The 16905-nt window shown below is 73.7% G+C and carries 15 protein-coding genes, 1 tRNA gene and 1 pseudogene; 9 read left to right on the forward strand and 8 right to left on the reverse strand.

Annotated features, from left to right (window positions below; genetic code table 11):
• Nucleotides 1–19 precede the first annotated feature (19 nt).
• Complete coding sequence (locus tag ACGF15_RS19500) at nt 20–1354, reverse strand: sensor histidine kinase (RefSeq protein WP_392800446.1); 1335 nt, start codon at nt 1352–1354, stop codon at nt 20–22.
• Between the two features lie 294 nt (nt 1355–1648).
• On the opposite strand from ACGF15_RS19500, the gene ACGF15_RS19505 reads away from it, so the two are divergent.
• The 6 genes from ACGF15_RS19505 (at nt 1649) to ACGF15_RS19530 (ending at nt 6489) form a co-directional block, all read left to right on the forward strand.
• Nucleotides 1649–1720 (forward strand) — tRNA-Gln (locus ACGF15_RS19505).
• A gap of 119 nt (nt 1721–1839) precedes the next feature.
• Nucleotides 1840–3288 carry a bifunctional UDP-N-acetylglucosamine diphosphorylase/glucosamine-1-phosphate N-acetyltransferase GlmU gene (gene glmU, locus ACGF15_RS19510; protein ID WP_362615038.1) on the forward strand — a complete coding sequence of 483 codons (1449 nt, stop codon included), beginning with the start codon at nt 1840–1842 and terminating at the stop codon, nt 3286–3288.
• A gap of 127 nt (nt 3289–3415) precedes the next feature.
• On the forward strand, nt 3416–4393 hold the full coding sequence (locus tag ACGF15_RS19515) for a ribose-phosphate diphosphokinase (RefSeq protein WP_256525875.1): 978 nt from the start codon (nt 3416–3418) through the stop codon (nt 4391–4393).
• Nucleotides 4394–4655: 262 nt separating this feature from the next.
• Nucleotides 4656–5243 (forward strand): 50S ribosomal protein L25/general stress protein Ctc, encoded by a 588-nt coding sequence (locus ACGF15_RS19520; RefSeq protein WP_345615095.1) that lies wholly within the window; start codon nt 4656–4658, stop codon nt 5241–5243.
• A 101-nt stretch (nt 5244–5344) separates the two neighbouring features.
• Nucleotides 5345–5938: an aminoacyl-tRNA hydrolase gene (gene pth / locus ACGF15_RS19525; RefSeq protein WP_345615094.1), complete on the forward strand. Its 594-nt coding sequence runs from the start codon at nt 5345–5347 to the stop codon at nt 5936–5938.
• 80 nt (nt 5939–6018) lie between these two features.
• A complete protein-coding gene (locus tag ACGF15_RS19530) occupies nt 6019–6489 on the forward strand; it encodes a hypothetical protein (protein WP_345615093.1) in 471 nt (156 codons plus the stop codon).
• Between the two features lie 270 nt (nt 6490–6759).
• Here ACGF15_RS19530 and ppc read toward each other — a convergent pair whose 3' ends face one another.
• The gene (ppc, locus tag ACGF15_RS19535; RefSeq protein WP_362615045.1) at nt 6760–9489 is read right to left on the reverse strand and encodes a phosphoenolpyruvate carboxylase; all 2730 of its coding nucleotides are present in this window, start codon (nt 9487–9489) and stop codon (nt 6760–6762) included.
• Between the two features lie 315 nt (nt 9490–9804).
• Between ppc and ACGF15_RS19540 the strand changes: the two genes are divergently transcribed.
• Both ACGF15_RS19540 and ACGF15_RS19545 read left to right on the forward strand, forming a co-directional pair.
• Entirely contained in the window at nt 9805–10866 is a 1062-nt protein-coding gene (locus ACGF15_RS19540) for a fatty acid desaturase (RefSeq protein ID WP_345615091.1), read from the forward strand.
• A complete protein-coding gene (locus ACGF15_RS19545; protein ID WP_345615211.1) occupies nt 10866–11549 on the forward strand; it encodes a TetR/AcrR family transcriptional regulator in 684 nt (227 codons plus the stop codon). The genes ACGF15_RS19540 and ACGF15_RS19545 overlap by 1 nt, the downstream gene beginning before the upstream one ends.
• A 103-nt stretch (nt 11550–11652) precedes the next feature.
• Here the strand turns inward: ACGF15_RS19545 and ACGF15_RS19550 are convergent, their stop codons facing one another.
• Together ACGF15_RS19550 and ACGF15_RS19555 are read right to left on the reverse strand one after the other, a co-directional pair.
• Nucleotides 11653–12015 (reverse strand): VOC family protein, encoded by a 363-nt coding sequence (locus ACGF15_RS19550; protein ID WP_392800450.1) that lies wholly within the window; start codon nt 12013–12015, stop codon nt 11653–11655.
• Complete coding sequence (locus tag ACGF15_RS19555; RefSeq protein ID WP_345615089.1) at nt 12015–12836, reverse strand: trans-aconitate 2-methyltransferase; 822 nt, start codon at nt 12834–12836, stop codon at nt 12015–12017. The genes ACGF15_RS19550 and ACGF15_RS19555 overlap by 1 nt, the downstream gene beginning before the upstream one ends.
• 132 nt (nt 12837–12968) lie before the next feature.
• Between ACGF15_RS19555 and ACGF15_RS19560 the strand changes: the two genes are divergently transcribed.
• The gene (locus ACGF15_RS19560; RefSeq protein ID WP_345615088.1) at nt 12969–13463 is read left to right on the forward strand and encodes a MarR family transcriptional regulator; all 495 of its coding nucleotides are present in this window, start codon (nt 12969–12971) and stop codon (nt 13461–13463) included.
• On the opposite strand, the gene ACGF15_RS19565 is transcribed toward ACGF15_RS19560, so the two are convergent.
• From ACGF15_RS19565 to ACGF15_RS19580, 4 genes and pseudogenes are all read right to left on the reverse strand, one after another.
• Nucleotides 13425–14183, reverse strand: a complete 759-nt coding sequence (locus ACGF15_RS19565; RefSeq protein WP_345615087.1) for a response regulator transcription factor — start codon at nt 14181–14183, stop codon at nt 13425–13427. The genes ACGF15_RS19560 and ACGF15_RS19565 overlap by 39 nt on opposite strands.
• 354 nt (nt 14184–14537) lie before the next feature.
• Nucleotides 14538–15503, reverse strand: coding sequence for a UDP-glucose 4-epimerase GalE (galE, locus tag ACGF15_RS19570; protein ID WP_392800453.1), 966 nt, complete (start codon nt 15501–15503; stop codon nt 14538–14540).
• A pseudogene (locus ACGF15_RS19575) lies at nt 15504–15635 on the reverse strand (galactose-1-phosphate uridylyltransferase); the annotation flags it as partial.
• Nucleotides 15636–16055: 420 nt separating this feature from the next.
• Nucleotides 16056–16739: a LuxR C-terminal-related transcriptional regulator gene (locus ACGF15_RS19580; RefSeq protein ID WP_345615086.1), complete on the reverse strand. Its 684-nt coding sequence runs from the start codon at nt 16737–16739 to the stop codon at nt 16056–16058.
• Between the last annotated feature and the right edge of the window lie 166 nt (nt 16740–16905).

Consider the following 16905-nt stretch of genomic DNA (forward strand, 5'->3'; position numbering starts at 1 on the left):
AGGCCGCCCGGTGCCGGGCTCAGGCCGCGCGGCCGCGGTCGGGCAGCACCGCGGAGACGCGGAAGCCCCCGGCGTCCGTCGGCCCGGAGACGAAGACCCCGCCCAGGGCGGTCACCCGCTCGCGCATCCCGAGCAGCCCGTTGCCTCCGCTGGGCAGACCGGGCGCCGCCACCGCCGTGCCGGGTATGCCGTTCTCCACCTGCATCGCCACCTCGGCCTCGCGGTGGGCGAGCCGCACCCGCACCTCGGCGCCCGCCGCGTGCTTGTGGACGTTGGTCAGCGCCTCCTGGACCACCCGGTAGGCCGTCTGCTCCACCTCGGGGGCGTAGCCGCGGGCGTCGCCGTGGACGGCGAACTCCACCACCATCCCCGTCATCCGCGACTGCCCCACCAGGGCCTCGATGTCCGCGAGGCTCGGGCCCGCCCCCGCGGCGGCGGCAGCGGCGGCGGCAGCGGCGGCGCCGACCGCCGCGAGCGGCACCCCCTCGGCGGCGGGCCGCTGCGGGGGCGCCGCGGTGGCGGCGGCCTCCGGGTCGCCGCTGCGCAGCACGCCGAGCATCTCGCGCAGCTCGGTGAGCGCCTGCCGGCCCATGTCCCCCACCAGGGCGGCGTTCCTGACGGCCTTCTGCGGGTCCTTCAGGGCCACGGCCTGGAGCGCGGCCGCGTGCACCACCATCAGCGACACGCGGTGGGCCACCACGTCGTGCATCTCCCGGGCGATCCGGGTGCGCTCCTCCTGCCGGGCCCACTGCGCGCGCTGCTCGGCGCGGTCGGCGAGCAGCGAGAGCTCCTGCTCCAGGCTGTCCGCCCGCTCCCGCAGGCTCTCCATGAGCCGGCGCCGCGCGCCGATGTAGAGGCCGAACAGCACTGGGGGCGCGGTGAGGCCCAGCGACATGAAGCCCGCGGTCAGCGGCTCGTACCAGGCGTGGCCCCCGGCCCCCAGCACGTCCTGGCGGACGCGCACGAAGGTCACGATGAAGGTGGCGGCGAGCGACATCCCCGCGAGGGTCGCCACGATCCGGCGCGGCACCTCCGAGGCAGCGAGGGTGTAGAGGCCCACGACCGCCATCAGGAAGCCCATCTCGGCGGGTGTGGTGGCCACCGAGACCAGCACCACGGCGATGGGCCAGCGCCGCCGCACCACGAGCACGGACCCGACCAGGAACCCGAACACCACCCCCACCGGTACCGGCAGCGCGGCCTGGTACGCGAAGCCGACGCCCTGCACGGCGCACTCCGCGGCCGACACCGCCGCCAGTCCCACGTCCAGCACGGCGCTGCGCCGCCGTCCCCACCACAGCAACGCGCGGGCGGTCGAACCCGCGGCGTCCTGGTCTGCCCCCGTTGCGGTCATGCCCCCCAGACTAAGGGCGGGCGCCGGTCGTTCCACGGGGTGTGCGGCGGCGGGCCGGGCGGGGCCTCCCGTGCCGTCGCGCCGGGGCGGAGGGGCGGCCGCCCGCGGGCGGCCGGGGTGCGCGGGTGCCGGGACCGGGGCGGGAGGGGGCACCTCCCCTGGAGCCCGCGGGGGCGGGGGTGTTCGGGCTCCGGACCACCGCGCCGCGGCCCGTCGCGCCGGGGGGCGGCGGTGCGGCATAGTAGGGGATGCCCGCGGGCCGCCTCCTCGGAGGACGCCCGCCGGACGCCGCGTTCCGCCGTGGTGTAATTGGCAGCACTGGGGCTTTTGGTGCCTTATGTCCGGGTTCGAGTCCTGGCGGCGGAGCTCTTCCTCACCGACGCGCGCGGGCCCCGACCTCACCGGTCGGGGCCCGCGCGCGTCTGCCGTTCGAAACCCACCGGTATCCTGCGGTTGACATCCACCCGAAGCCGAAGGGCAGATCCGTGAGCGCCAACCGCCCGGCAGCCGTCGTCGTTCTCGCAGCGGGTGAGGGCACCCGCATGAAGTCGAAGACCCCCAAGGTCCTGCACGAAATCGCCGGGCGGTCGCTCGTCGGCCATGTCGTCTCGGCCGCCCGCGAGCTGCAGCCCGAGCAGCTCGTCGTGGTCGTCGGCCATGCCCGCGAGCAGGTGGAGGCCCATCTCGGCGCCCACTACGCCGGGACCCGCACGGCCTTCCAGGCCGAGCAGAACGGCACCGGGCACGCGGTCCGGATGGGCCTGGAGGAGCTGGACGGGGAGCCGGACGGCACGGTGATCGTGGTCTGCGGCGACACCCCGCTGCTGACCGGCGGCACGCTGGCGGCGCTCGCCGGGACCCACGCCGCGGACGGCAACGCGGTCACGGTGCTCTCCGCCCAGGTGCCCGACGCGACGGGCTACGGCCGGATCGTGCGGGACCCGGCCAGCGGCGCGGTCACCGCGATCGTGGAGCACAAGGACGCCACCGAGGAGCAGCGGGCGGTCCGGGAGATCAACTCCGGCGTCTTCGCCTTCGACGGGGCGCTGCTGGCCGAGGCCCTGGGCAAGGTGCGCACGGACAACAGCCAGGGCGAGGAGTACCTGACGGACGTCCTCTCCATCCTGCGCGAGGCGGGGCACCGGGTGGGCGCCTCGGTCGCGGGCGACCACCGGGAGATCCTCGGGATCAACAACCGGGTGCAGCTCGCCGAGGCCCGCCGCCTGCTCAACGAGCGGCTGCTGGAGCGCGCCATGCTCGCCGGGGTGACCGTCGTCGACCCGGGCTCGGTGCTCGTCGACGCCACGGTGACCTTCGACCAGGACGCCGTGGTCCACCCGGGCACCCAGCTGCTCGGCGCCACCCACGTCGGCGAGGGCGCGGAGGTCGGCCCGAACACCCGCCTGCGGGACACCGCGGTCGGGGCCGGGGCCCGGGTGGACAACACCGTCGCGGAGTCCGCCGAGATCGGCGAGGGGGCCTCCGTGGGGCCGTTCGCCTACCTGCGGCCGGGCACCCGGCTCGGTGTGAAGAGCAAGATCGGCACCTATGTCGAGACCAAGAACGCGGTGATCGGCGAGGGCACCAAGGTGCCCCACCTGTCGTATGTGGGCGACGCGACGATCGGCGAGTACTCGAACATCGGCGCGGCGAGCGTCTTCGTGAACTACGACGGCGAAGCGAAGCACCACACGACGATCGGCTCGCACTGCAAGACGGGCTCGGACAACATGTTTGTGGCTCCTGTCACGGTCGGGGACGGCGCCTACACCGCCGCCGGCTCGGTGATCACGAAGGACGTGCCCGCCGGCGCACTGGCCGTCGCCCGCGGCCAGCAGCGGAATATCGACGGCTGGGTGGCGCGCAAGCGACCGGGGAGCGCCGCCGCACAGGCCGCCGCGGCGGCAGCCGGGGAAGCCTCCGAGGAGAACTGACCGGAAACGAGTGCGCCGAACTCGGCGTACCGTGATACGTGCACACAAATTCGGCTGGCTCGCGTCGGGCCTTCCAGGGACCCCCTGGACTCCCGCGGCCAGAGAACACGTCTGAGGAGACAGTGCTGTGACCGGGATCAAGACGACCGGCGAGAAGAAGATGATGCTCTTCTCCGGCCGCGCCCACCCCGAGCTGGCCGAGGAGGTTGCACACCAGTTGGGTGTGGGCCTCGTCCCGACGAAGGCTTTCGATTTCGCCAACGGCGAGATCTACGTCCGCTTCCAGGAGTCGGCGCGCGGTGCCGACTGCTTCCTGATGCAGAGCCACACGGCCCCCATCAACAAGTGGATCATGGAGCAGCTGATCATGATCGATGCTCTCAAGCGGGCCTCGGCCCGGAGCATCACCGTGATCATCCCGTCCTACGGCTACGCCCGCCAGGACAAGAAGCACCGCGGCCGCGAGCCCATCTCGGCCCGTCTGATCGCCGACCTGCTGAGGACCTCGGGCGCCGACCGGATCCTCACCGTGGACCTCCACACGGACCAGATCCAGGGCTTCTTCGACGGGCCGGTCGACCACCTGTCGGCGCTGCCCGTGCTCGCGGACTACGTGGGCGCCAAGGTCGACCGCACCAAGCTGACCATCGTCTCCCCCGACGCCGGCCGCGTGCGGGTGGCGGACCGCTGGTGCGACCGGCTGGACGCGCCGCTGGCGATCGTCCACAAGCGCCGCGACAAGGACGTGGCCAACCAGGTCACGGTCCACGAGGTCGTCGGCGAGGTCGAGGGCCGGGTCTGCGTCCTGGTGGACGACATGATCGACACGGCGGGCACCATCTGCGCCGCGGCGGACGCGCTGTTCGCCAACGGCGCCGAGGACGTCATCGTGACGGCGACCCACGGCATCCTCTCGGGGCCGGCGGCGGACCGTCTGAAGAACTCGAAGGTCAGCGAGTTCGTGCTCACCAACACCCTGCCGACGCCGGGCGAGCTGGAGCTCGACAAGATCAAGGTGCTCTCCATGGCGCCGACGATCGCCCGCGCGGTGCGCGAGGTCTTCGAGGACGGCTCGGTCACCAGCCTCTTCGAGGAGGACCGCTAGCCGCCGCCCCCGGGCAGCCGCCCCGGGGATGCAGGGGCCGCCCCGCGCTCGTCGCGGGCGGCCCCTCCGCATGCCGCCCCGCGGGGTCCCCCGGTGATCCATTTGGGGGAGCCGTGGGCGGTGGCTAGAATGACCGGGTTGCTCGGCGAGGGAGGCCGCACCCCACGGTGCGGCGGTCCGTTATCGACGCGCTCTTCGTAGCAGGCCAGTCGTGGCCGGGTGACCGCCACCTGTCACCCATCCTGTTACACGAGGAGTGCACATGTCCGAGGTGAAGCTCGCCGCCTCCGTCCGCAAGGAGTTCGGCAAGGGCGCCGCCCGCCGTATCCGCCGCGAGGACAAGGTCCCCGGCGTCCTGTACGGCCACGGCAGCGACCCGGTCCACATCACCCTGCCGGGCCACGAGCTGCTGATGGCGCTCCGCACCCCGAACGTCCTGATCGCCCTGGACATCGAGGGCAAGAACGAGCTGGCCATCCCGAAGGCCGTGCAGCGCGACCCGCTGAAGGGCTTCCTGGAGCACGTCGACCTGCTGCTCGTCAAGCGCGGCGAGAAGGTCACGGTCGAGATCCCGGTCCAGACCGAGGGCGACCTGGCCCCCGGCGGCTACCTGCTGGAGCACGTGCTCAACGCGCTGCCGGTCGAGGCCGAGGCCACCCACATCCCCGAGTCCGTCTCGGTGTCCGTCGAGGGCCTGGAGGCCGGCGCCTCCGTCCTCGCCAAGGACATCACCCTGCCCAAGGGCGTCTCCCTGGCCGTCGAGGAGGACGCCGTCGTCCTGCAGGTCCTGGCCGCGCAGGCCGAGGAGCCGGCCGCCGAGGGCGAGGGCGACGAGGCCGCCGAGGCCTGAGTCGTAAGCTCTCCCTGAGGCTTTGCGCGGGGTGGCGGGCTGCGGCCCGCCACCCCGCTTCCCTTTCCTGTTCGGTCCGGTGACGAGGAGACACGGCGCAGATGTCGGAGGAGAACGCCCCCTGGCTGGTCGTGGGGCTCGGCAACCCGGGACCCGGCTACGCGGGCAACCGCCACAACGTCGGCTTCATGGTGGCCGATCTGCTGGCCGAGCGGATCGGCGGCTCGTTCAAGCGGGCCCAGAAGGCGCAGGCCCAGGTGCTGGAGGGGCGCATCGGGCCCGCGGGGCCGGCGAGCCGCCGGGTGGTGCTGGTGAAGCCGATGTCGTACATGAACCTCTCGGGCGGACCGGTGACGGCCCTGCGCGACTTCTACAAGGTGCCCACCGGCCGGGTGCTGGCGGTCCACGACGAACTCGACATCGACTACGGGACGCTGCGGCTGAAGCTGGGCGGCGGGGACAACGGGCACAACGGGCTGAAGTCGATGACCAAGGCCATGGGTCCGGACTACCACCGGGTGCGCTTCGGCATCGGGCGTCCGCCCGGCCGGATGCAGGTGGCGGACTTCGTCCTGAAGGACTTCTCGTCCGCGGAGCGCAAGGAGCTCGACTACTTCGTGGACCGGGCCGCCGACGCGGTGGAGTGCCTCGTGCTCGACGGGCTGGAGCGCGCCCAGGGGACGTACAACTCCTGAGCGGCCACCGCCGGGGCCTTCCTCGCCCCGGACGGGAGGAGGTTGACCCGGCGCACCCCCATGGCCAAGGATCGCGCCCCATGAAGCGGAACTCCTCCGGCCGGATACTCGACCACACCCGCACCGCGGCGACGGGCCTCGTCGCCGTGCTCCTGCTCGCCGCGGGCTTCTGGACGTCCTGGGGCGACGCCCAGCACATCCTGCTCTCCAAGGGCCGCGAGCACGGCACCCTGTCGGTCGAGCGGTGCGCGGAGGAGGTGTGCACGGGCCCGTACACGCCCCGGGAGCCGGCCCCGGGCCGCGAGGGTGTGACCATCGAGCAGTCGGTCGCCGTGCGCAAGGGCGAGGCCCTCTCCGTGGTGCTGCGCCCCGGCACCACCGAAGCGCTGCGCACGGGACCCGCGGGCGGCCTGCTGGCCTGGATGCCGCTCGGGGGCGCCCTGCTGCTGGCCTCCCCGGTGATCGGCGCCGGGCTGCGGCTCACCCGTACGGCCTGGGCCGCGGCGGCCGCGGGCGGCCTGCTGCTGCTGGCGTCCTTCCTCGCGCTCTGACCCCTGCGGAGCACGACGCGGGGCCGTCTCGGCCTGGCGGCCGGAAGGACGACCGGCGGAGACGGGGCTCCTGCGGTGGACGAGGGCCCCCGCGGCGCGACCGGCATCCCCGTTCCCGAGGACGCCGGGCCGCCCCCGCCCCGGGTGACGCGCCCCGGCGGAGGCCGGCAGCGGCGCCCCCGTGGGCGCCCTGGCCGCGCCGCGCGGCCGGACGCAGCGCCGCCCCGGCCCTGACCCGGACCGGGGCGGCGGTGCGCCGGGAGAGGGCGCTCAGCCCGTGTTGCGCAGGCCGGCGGCGACGCCGTTGACGGTCAGCAGCAGCGCGCGCGCCAGCAGCGGGTCCGGCTCCTCGTCCCGCTCCGCCGCGTCGCGCTGGCGCTTGAGCAGCGCGACCTGGAGGTAGGAGATCGGGTCCAGGTAGGCGTCCCGGATGGAGAAGGTCTGCGCCAGCGCGGGCTGGGAGCCCAGCAGTTCCTCGTTGCCCGTGACACGGAGGATCTCGGCGACGGTCAGGGCGTGCTCGGCCTCGATCGTCTCGAACACGTGCCGCAGGTTCCCGGGCACCAGCGTGTCCACGTAGTGGCGGGCGATCCGCAGATCGGTCTTGGCCAGCGTCATCTCCACGTTGGAGACGAAGTTGCGGAAGAAGTGCCAGCTCCCGTACATCTCGGCCAGCACGGTGTCCAGGCCCGCCTCGCGCAGCGCCCTGAGGCCGGAGCCCACCCCGAACCACCCGGGCACGATCTGCCGCGACTGGGTCCAGCCGAAGACCCACGGGATGGCGCGCAGCCCGTCGAGGCCCGCCCCGGAGTCGGGGCGCCGCGAGGGCCGGGAGCCCAGGTGGAGTTCGGCCAGCTGGTCCACGGGCGTGGAGGCGAAGAAGTACGCGGGCAGGTCGGGGTCCTCGACCAGGCGGCGGTAGGCGTCGTGCGCGGCGTCCGAGACGGTGTCCATGGCCGCGTCCCAGCGGGACAGCGCCTCGTCGGACTGGCGGGGCGCCGTGTGCAGGGCGGACGCCTGGAGCGTGGCGGCGACCGTCAGCTCCAGGTTCTCCCGGGCCAGCGAGGGGATCAGGTACTTGTCGGAGATGACCTCGCCCTGCTCGGTGACCTTGATCTCGCCCTCCAGGGTGCCCCAGGGCTGCGCCAGGATGGCGTCGTGCGAGGGGCCGCCGCCGCGGCCGACGGTGCCGCCGCGGCCGTGGAACAGGCGCAGCCGCACCCCGTGGCGGTGCGCGACGTCGCGCAGCCGCCGCTGGGCCCGGTGGATCTCCCACTGGCTGGTGGTGATGCCGCCGAACTTGGAGGAGTCGGAGTAGCCGAGCATGACCTCCTGGACGTCGCCCCGCAGCGAGACCAGCCGCCGGTAGGACGGGTCGGCGAGCATGCCCTCCAGGATGACGTCGGCGGCCTTGAGTTCGTCGGTGGTCTCCAGCAGCGGCACGATGCCGATCTTGGCCCAGCCGGCGTGGAGGTCGACCAGCCCGGCCTCGCGGGCGAGCACCGCGGCGGCGAAGACGTCGTCGGCGCCCTGGCACATCGAGATGATGTACGACTCGATGACCTCGGGGCCGAAGCGCTCGAAGGCCTGCTTGACGGTGTGGAAGACGCCGAGCGTCTTCTCGCCCGCGGCGTCGAGCGGCGCCGGGGTGGGGGCCAGCGGACGGCGGGAGCGCAGCTCCTTGGCGAGCAGCTTCTGCCGGTAGTCGCGCGGCATGTCGGCGTAGCGCCAGGACTCCTCACCGAGCCGGTCGAACAGCTGGCCGAGAGCGTGGTGGTGGGCGTCGGCGTGCTCGCGGACGTCCATCGTGGCGAGCTGGAGGCCGAAGGCCGACAGCGTGCGGATCACACGGTCCATGCGCCCGTCGGCGAACAGGCCCCCGCGGTGCTCGCGCAGCGAGGTCTGGACGACGGTCAGGTCGCGGAGCAGCTCGGCGGTGCCGAGGTAGTCGCGGCCCTCCTCGTGCGGGGTGCCCTTGGCCAGCCGCTCGCGGGTGTTGAGGAGCTTCTGCCGGATGCAGGTGGCCTTGAGGCGGTAGGGCTCCTCCGCGTTGAGGCGCTTGTAGCGGGGGCTGATCTCCGGCAGGCGCTCCAGGTCCTCCTGGAGGGAGGAGAGCAGTTCCTCGGTGGCGCCCGCGTAGCGGATGGAGTTCGACAGCAGTCCGCGCAGGTAGTCGATCACCTCGATGGCGTCGGTGATGCCGTGCTCGTGCTGGAGGATCAGCACGTCCCAGGTCACGGACGGGGTGACGTTGGGGTTTCCGTCGCGGTCGCCGCCGATCCAGGTGCCGAAGGTCAGCGGCCGGGTGCCGGGCGGCAGCTCGACGCCGACCCGCTCCAGCTCCGCGGCGAGGTCCTCCAGGACGTCGCCGACGGCCCCGGCGTGCAGCTCGTCGAGGTAGTAGATGGCGTTGCGGGCCTCGTCGGCGGGCTCCGGGCGTACCACGCGCAGCTCGTCGGTCTGCCAGATGAGGTCGATGTGCTCGGCGAGGCGGAGGTCGTGGCGGCGCCGGTCGGCGGCGATGCCCGGGTTCTCCAGGAGTTCGGCGATCCGGCGGAGCTTGTTCAGCACCGAGCGCCGGGCGGCCTCGGTGGGATGGGCGGTGAAGACCGGGCGCACGTTGAGGTTGCGCACCGTCTCGCGCAGGTGCTCGGGATCGGCGTCCTTCAGCCGGTCGGCGGTGCGGGCCAGCAGGCCGCCCTCGGCTGCGCGGCGCTCGCGCATCTCGTGGCCGCGGTGCACCTGCTCGGTGACGTTGGCGAGGTGGAAGTAGGTGGAGAAGGCACGGACGAGCTTGGCGGCGGTGTCGAGATCGGTGTCGCCGAGCAGCTCGGCCGCGGCCCGCCCGTCCTCGCGCGTCAGCGCGCGGACCCGCTCGACGAGGTCGAGGAGCTCGGGCCCCTCCTGCCGTACGAGGGTCTCGCCGAGGAGGTCGCCCAGTCGGCGGATGTCGGCGCGCAGCTCGGCCGAGGCGGTAGGGGTCTTGTCGGCACTGCTCACAGGTGCGGCTCCTTGCAGTGTTTGAGCACGTCTGGAGGTGTTCTGGAGGCTTGCGGACCGCGCTGTCCGACGTCCCCAAGGATAGGTGTCCATTTTCCCGACGTTGTCCACAGGTCTCTTGCCGTGATGCTGAGCACTGCCATACTTACGTCGCCGTAGGTTACGGTTCCGTAGCCTCGGGGCCGTCCCGGCGGATCAGAGCCATGGCCGCGATCCACCGGACGGCCCAGAGCCCCCGGCCCCCGGGACCCCGACCGGTCCGCGGCCCGGAGGCCCTGCCTCACGTCCCCCTTCCCCCACCCCCAGGGAATCCTCATGACCACTGGCCCCGACCTGCTGGACGACGCCGCGGCGGCGCGCACCGCGGGCGCGGCGTCCGCCGACGGCGCCCCTCCGCGGGACACCGCGACGGACTCCGCCGGAACCGACTCCTCCGCGACCTCCGCCACGCTCGGCGGGGACAGCAAGCGGTCGATCGAGCAGATCGCCCTGCTGCTGTTCATCACGGTGCCGTTCCTCGCCCTGCTCGCGGCGGTGCCGCTGGCCTGGGGCTGGGGTGTGAGCTGGCTCGACCTCGGCCTGCTGGTGGCGATGTACTACATCGGCTGCCACGGCATCACCATCGGCTTCCACCGGTACTTCACGCACGGCTCCTTCAAGGCCAAGCGCCCGCTGCGGATCGCGCTGGCGGTCATGGGGTCGCTGGCCGTCGAGGGGCCGCTGGTGCGCTGGGTGGCCGACCACCGCAAGCACCACAAGTTCTCGGACGCCGAGGGCGACCCGCACTCCCCCTGGCGCTTCGGCGAGACCCTGCCCGCCCTGATGAAGGGCCTGTGGTGGGCGCACATCGGATGGATGTTCGACGAGGAGCAGACCCCGCAGCACAAGTACGCGCCCGACCTGGTCAGGGACCCGGTGCTCCGCCGGATCTCCCGGCAGTTCGTGCTGTGGACGGTGGTCTCGCTGGCGATCCCGCCGCTGGTCGGCGGTCTGGTCACGATGTCCTGGTGGGGCGCGTTCACCGCGTTCTTCTGGGGTTCGCTGGTGCGGGTCGCGCTGCTGCACCACGTGACCTGGTCGATCAACTCGATCTGCCACGCGGTCGGCAAGCGCCCGTTCAAGTCCCGGGACCGCTCGGGGAACGTGTGGTGGCTGGCGGTGCTGTCGTGCGGCGAGTCCTGGCACAACCTGCACCACGCCGACCCCACCAGCGCCCGGCACGGCGTGCTGCGCGGCCAGGTCGACTCCAGTGCCCGGCTGATCCGCTGGTTCGAGCGGGCGGGCTGGGCGTACGACGTGCGCTGGCCCCAGCAGTCCCGTCTGGACGCCCGCCGGACGTCCTCCCCCGGCGGGAGCGGCGCGGCCGACGCGGCATGATGGACGACGTGGCGATTGACGGCGGTAGCAGCAGCACGGAGAAGACCAGGCCTTCGGCCAGGCGGGCCCGCCGGGTGCGGATGACGGGTGCCGAGCGCCGGGAGCAGTTGCTGGACATCGGCCGGACCCTGTTCGCGGAGAGGGGCTTCGAGGGCACCTCGGTGGAGGAGATCGCGGCCAAGGCCGGGGTCTCCAAGCCGGTGGTCTACGAGCACTTCGGCGGCAAGGAGGGCCTGTACGCGGTCGTGGTGGACCGCGAGATGCGCCAGTTGCTGGACATGGTCACCGGTGCGCTGACGGCGGGGCATCCGCGGGAGCTGCTGGAGCAGGCGGCGTTCGCGCTGCTCGACTACATCGAGACGTTCACGGACGGGTTCCGCATCCTGGTGCGCGACTCCCCCGTGGCCCAGTCGACGGGCACCTTCGCCTCTCTGATCAGCGACATCGCCACACAGGTCGAGGACATCCTCGGCATGGAGTTCAAGAACCGCGGCTTCGACCCGAAGCTGGCGCCGCTGTACGCCCAGGCGCTGGTGGGCATGGTGGCGCTCACGGGGCAGTGGTGGCTGGACGCCCGCCGGCCGAAGAAGGCCGAGGTCGCGGCACATCTGGTGAACCTGGCGTGGCACGGGCTGGACGGTCTGGAGCAGAAGCCCCGGCTGATAGGCCACCGGAAGAACTGAGCCGGACGGTGCACGGGCGGGCGCCCCGCCGCGGATCCGGATCCGCGGCGGGGCGCCCGTGTGTGCCGCGGAGCCCGGTCCCGGCGGGCGGACACGCGCACCCTCAGGCGTCGGGCTCCAGGAACTCCAGGCGGTTGCCCACGGGGTCCTCGGAGTAGAAGCGCCGGTGGCCCGGCAGGTGGTCGTCCCACACGACCGCCGCCCCGCGGGCCTCCAGCCGCCGGGCGAAGGCCTCGATCCCGGTGACGCGCAGTCCGGGGTGGGCCTTGCGGGCGGGCCGGAAGTCCTCCTCGACGCCGAGGTGGAGCCGTACGGGCCCGAGGGCGAACCAGCACCCGCCGCGAGCGGCGAGCACGGGCGGCTTGGGCGTCTCCGCCATGCCGAGGACCCCCGCGTAGAAGGCGCGCAGGGCGCCCTCCGAGCCGGGGGGCGCGGCGAGCTGGACGTGGTCGACGGCGGCGAGCATCAGGAGACCTTCCGGGCGACGGCGAAGATGCGCCGGAACGGGAAGACCGTGCCGTGCGGGCCCGGGGGGTAGGCGGCGCGCAGCAGGTCCCGGTACTCGCCGAGGAACCGCTCCGCGGCGGCGGGGTCGTCGGCGAGCTCGGTGAGCACCGGGCGCAGGGCCGTGCCCTTGACCCAGTCCAGGACCGGGTCCTCGCCGCCGAGCAACTGGTAGTAGGTCGTCTCCCAGGCGTCGGCGTCGCAGCCGAGGTCGGCGAGGCGCACCAGGTAGTCCCCGGGTTCCAGGATGTGGATGTAGCGGCGGCCGTGGGTGCCGAGGCGGTCGCGCCAGCGGGGGGAGTCGCAGAGTTCGCCGAGGAGGGCGTGGCTGGGCGAGGTGAAGTTGCCGGGGACCTGGAAGGCGAGGGTTCCGCCGGGGGTGAGGCCCTCGATCCAGGCGGCGAAGGACTCGGGGTGGCCCGGTACCCACTGCAGGGCCGCGTTGGAGACGATCAGGTCGTAGGGCTCCTCCGGGGTCCAGTGCGCGGCGTCCGCCTGCCGGAAGTCGATCATCCCCCCGCCCGCGGTGGCGCCCTCGTGGTCCTTTCGGGCCTGGGCGAGCATCTCCCGCGAGACGTCGAATCCGGTGATGTGCGCGTCCGGCCAGCGGTCGGCCAGCAGGGCGGTCACATTGCCGGGGCCGCATCCGATGTCGGCGATCCGCGGGGGCCGCCCGCCCGAGGGCAGATGGGGTATCCGCCCCAGCATGTCGAGGAAGGGACGGCTGCGGTGTCCGGCGTGTCGCAGGTACTGCTCCGGGTCCCAGGTGGGTACGGAATGCATGGATCGTTCCCCCTTGCAGGAAAGAATGGCGCCGAGCTGACGGCGTTCCGGCCCGACCCTGCCCCATACTCACCGGAAATATATCTTGACGTCAAGAGACTTCATGTCGACAGACCCTTTACACTGATCGCCATGGAGGACGAGGTCGATCGACTGGTCGCAGCTTGGCGCCGCGAGCGCCCCGACCTCGACGTGGAACCGCTCGAGGTGCTCAGCCGCGTCTCCCGCTTGGCGCGCCACCTCGACCGCGCCCGGCGGATCGCCTTCGCCGAGCACCAGCTGGAGCCGTGGGAGTTCGACGTGCTGACCTCGCTGAGGCGCGCCGGGGCCCCCTACCAGCTCTCCCCCGGGCAGCTGCTCACCCAGACCCTGGTCACCTCCGGCACGATGACCAACCGCATCGACCGGCTGGCCAAGAAGAACCTGGTCGAGCGGCTGCCCGACCCCAGCGACCGGCGCGGCGTCCTGGTCCGTCTGACGCCCGAGGGCCGCGACCGGGCGGACCAGGCCCTGGCGGGGCTGCTCGCCCAGGAACGGGCGATCCTCTCCCAGCTGTCGCGCACCGAGCGCGCCGAGCTGGCGGGGCTGCTACGCCAGCTGACCGCCCCGTTCGACAACCTCCCCTGAGAGGTCGGCCGGCCCCACACCCGCCCGCCGCGCCAGGGCGACCGCGGCCAGCGTGGAGTGCACGCCGAGCTTGCCCAGCACGTTCTGCATATGCGTGCGGACGGTGTGCGGGGACAGGAAGAGGCGCTCGGCGACGGCTTTGCGCCCCAGGCCCGCGACCATGCACCGCAGCACCTCCCGCTCGCGCGGAGTCAGCGACTCGACCAGCCGCTCGCTCTCGGTGCGGTGCCGGCGCGCCGCGGTGAGTTCACGCAGCACCCCGGTCAGCAGGGTCGGCGACAGATGGGTCTCCTCGCGCAGCACCCCGCGGATCACCGCCAGCAGCCGCTGGAGCGAGCAGTCCTTGGCGATCCACCCGGAGGCACCGGCCTGGAGGGCGAGCGCCGCGCGCGCGGGGTCGTCCTTCCCGGCGAGGACCACCGTACGCACCGGGACCCGGTGCGAGCGCACTCCCGCCACCAGCGAGATGCCGTCCACGGCCCCCTCGTCCGAGCGGCCGACCGCACGCGGCGCGGGCACGGCCGGTATGCCCAGGTCGGCGTCGACCAGCATGACGTCGAAGCGCCGCCCCTCCGCCGCCGCGCGCTCCAGGCAGCGCAGCGCGGCAGGGCCGCTGCCGGCCGCGGCGACCTCGACGTCGGGCTCGGCGGCGAGAGCCGCGGCGAGCGACTCGGCGAAGATTCGGTGGTCGTCCACGACCAGAACCCGGATACGAACCACAAGCACCCCCAGTGCCGGGGAGGACGGAGCTGCGCGGGTACGGCGCCCGGGAAGGAAGTGGCACAGGACCCGGCCGCCGCCGTGCCCTGAGTGATACCCCGCCCGGGGCGCCGTATCCGACGGTCTCGCCCCCTGAACAACACCGGCCCCCACCGGCGTGTGCATCAGAGTACGGACGGTGCGCTGCGGCGGAAGCCCTTTTGCAGAACTGATCGCGCGCGGTGTTCCCGGTGTGGCGGGTGTTCGGAATGCGACGCAAGTCGACGCCTTCCGCCCCCGGCGGCCCTCGTCGGCGGCCCCGCGCCGGTACCCGGCCCGGGCCCCCCGGGGGCTCGGACAGGGCCCCGCACGGGCTCAGGCCCCGGCCCTCGCGCGGGCGAAGTCCCAGGCGTCGGAGACGATCCCGGCGAGGTCCGTCCGGGAGGGCCGCCAGCCCAGGCGCTTGCGGGCGGCCTGAGCGGAGGCGACCAGCACCGCGGGATCGCCCGGGCGGCGCTCGGCCGCCAGCTCGGGGACCGGGTGGCCGGTGACCTCGCGGACGGTCTCGATCACCTCGCGCACCGAGAAGCCGCTGCCGTTGCCGAGGTTGCAGACCAGGTGCTCGCCCGGCGCGGCCGCCTCCAGGGCGAGGAGGTGCGCCTCGGCGAGGTCGGCGACGTGGATGTAGTCGCGCACGCAGGTGCCGTCGGGCGTGGGGTAGTCCTCGCCGTAGACGGAGATGTGCGCGCGGCGCCCGAGGGCCACCTGGAGGACCAGGGGGATGAGATGGGACTCGGGGGCGTGCCGCTCCCCGCACTCCCCGTAGGCGCCGGCCACGTTGAAGTAGCGCAGCGAGACGGCGGCCAGGCCGTGGGCGGCGGCCTCCCCGGAGATCATGTGGTCGACCGCCAGCTTGGAGGCTCCGTAGGGGCTGGTGGGGGCGGTCGGGGCGGACTCCGTGATGGGGGTGGTCTCCGGTTCCCCGTAGGTGGCGGCGGTGGAGGAGAACACCAGGGTGCGCACCTCCGCGGCGCGCATGGCGTCCAGCAGGGCCATGCTGCCGCCGACGTTGTTGGACCAGTAGCGCTCCGGGTGCGCCACCGACTCGCCGACCTGCGAGAAGGCCGCGAAGTGCAGGACGCCGTCATAGGAGGGGTCCAGCCACCGGGCGGCGTCCTGGACGCGGCCCTCGGTGAACTCCGCGCCCTCCGGCACCGCCTCCCGGAACCCGGTGGAGAGGTCGTCCAGCACGGTCACGCGGTGTCCGGCCTCCAGCAGATGCCGGGCGACCACACTGCCCACATAGCCCGCCCCACCCGTGACCAGGTACTTCTTGCTCACTTAGCTCGCTACCTCTCGCAGTCGCACGGCCGCCGGCTCCGGCGGCACGTCGTTGGTGAACACGTTCATGCCGGACTCGGAACCCGCGAGGAACTTCAGCTTGCCGGTAGTGCGTCGGCCGGTGAAGAGCTCACGTCGCGCACGCGCTCCTCGGCGGTGGCCCCGGGCCGGGGGGCGCGGGCCGTCCCGGGGCCGCGCGGCCGGGATGCGTGGGGCGCGGGGCGCCCGCCGGGGCGGCGGGGACCTCGGCGGGGCGCACGGAGGCGCATGGGAACCCGGTGGGGCACGCCGCGGAGTCCGCGCGCCCCCTGGCCGTCCGGTGCGCTGGGGCACGCGGGCGCACACGGGCGCCTCCGGGCCGTCCCGTCGTCCCCGGCGGGATCGGCGCGCGGTGCCTCGCGGGGCGGCGGCCGTCCCCGTACCGGACGGGCCCGGGCGGCTCCGGCAGCACCGCAGGTACGCGGGCCGGGCCGGGCGGGCGCAGCACCGCAGGTGCACGGGCCGGGCCGGGCGGGGCCGCGGAGCGCGCCCTGCTACCCGGGGGGCGGACGCCTACTCGGGGGCGGACGCCGCGCGCGCCGCGCGGTCCAGCAGGCCCGTGCGGGCCGCGAGCGCGGCCGCCTCCAGCCTGGAGCCGACCCCCAGCTTCATCAGCACCCGCTGGACGTGGGTCCGGGCGGTGCTCGGGGCGATGCCCATCCCCGCCGCGATCAGGCGCGTGTCCTCGCCCTCCGCCACCCGCACCAGCACCTCGACCTCGCGCGGGGTGAGCAGGGCGAGCAGGCGCTGGCCCTCGTCGTCCGGCTGGGCGGCCGGGTTCAGCAGCTCGGCGAAGGCGCCGTGCAGGAGCTGCGGGGCCACCGCCGCCTCACCGGCGCGCGCCTTCATCAGGGCGCGCTCGACGCCCTCGATCCGCTCGTCGTGGCGCACGTACCCGGAGGCCCCGGCGGCGAAGGCCGCCGCGATACCCCGGGGACTGGGCACCGGCCCCAGGACGACCACCGCAACCTGGGGCCGTTCGCGCTTGATCCGCACCACCGGGTCGAACGCCCCCGGCGCCGCCGGCGCCTGGGTGCCCAGCAGGCACACCTCCGGAGCGCGGGCCACCACCAGTTCCGCCGCCCCCGCCGCCGGAGCGGCCGCGGCGAGCACCCGGTGCCCACGCAGTTTCAGCGCCGAGGCGAGAGCCTCGGCGAGCAGTCTGTGGTCGTCGACCACGATGAGCCGCACGCCCATCGAGCAACCCTCCCCGTCGGAGCGGACCCCCCGGCCCTCCTGACCCCCGGCAAGCTACACGTTCGCACCGCCGGGCGCCCGCCGATCACCGCAGATCACCGTGGATCCGGTGCCCGACGCGACCTGTTCCCGGCGCACCGGCCCGCCCGGGGCGCCCGCCGGCCCG

This window comes from Streptomyces sp. NPDC048001, from assembly GCF_043203115.1.
Lineage (GTDB): Bacteria > Actinomycetota > Actinomycetes > Streptomycetales > Streptomycetaceae > Streptomyces > Streptomyces sanyensis.

Coding starts and splice junctions, on each gene's coding strand:
- ACGF15_RS19545 (WP_345615211.1), top strand. CDS start 10,866: ATGGACGACGTGGCGATTGACGGCGGTAGCAGCAGCACGGAGAAGACC.
- ACGF15_RS19520 (WP_345615095.1), top strand. CDS start 4,656: ATGTCCGAGGTGAAGCTCGCCGCCTCCGTCCGCAAGGAGTTCGGCAAG.
- ACGF15_RS19530 (WP_345615093.1), top strand. CDS start 6,019: ATGAAGCGGAACTCCTCCGGCCGGATACTCGACCACACCCGCACCGCG.
- pth (WP_345615094.1), top strand. CDS start 5,345: ATGTCGGAGGAGAACGCCCCCTGGCTGGTCGTGGGGCTCGGCAACCCG.
- ACGF15_RS19500 (WP_392800446.1), bottom strand. CDS start 1,354: ATGACCGCAACGGGGGCAGACCAGGACGCCGCGGGTTCGACCGCCCGC.
- ACGF15_RS19580 (WP_345615086.1), bottom strand. CDS start 16,739: ATGGGCGTGCGGCTCATCGTGGTCGACGACCACAGACTGCTCGCCGAG.
- ACGF15_RS19560 (WP_345615088.1), top strand. CDS start 12,969: ATGGAGGACGAGGTCGATCGACTGGTCGCAGCTTGGCGCCGCGAGCGC.
- ACGF15_RS19550 (WP_392800450.1), bottom strand. CDS start 12,015: ATGCTCGCCGCCGTCGACCACGTCCAGCTCGCCGCGCCCCCCGGCTCG.
- ACGF15_RS19540 (WP_345615091.1), top strand. CDS start 9,805: ATGACCACTGGCCCCGACCTGCTGGACGACGCCGCGGCGGCGCGCACC.
- ACGF15_RS19555 (WP_345615089.1), bottom strand. CDS start 12,836: ATGCATTCCGTACCCACCTGGGACCCGGAGCAGTACCTGCGACACGCC.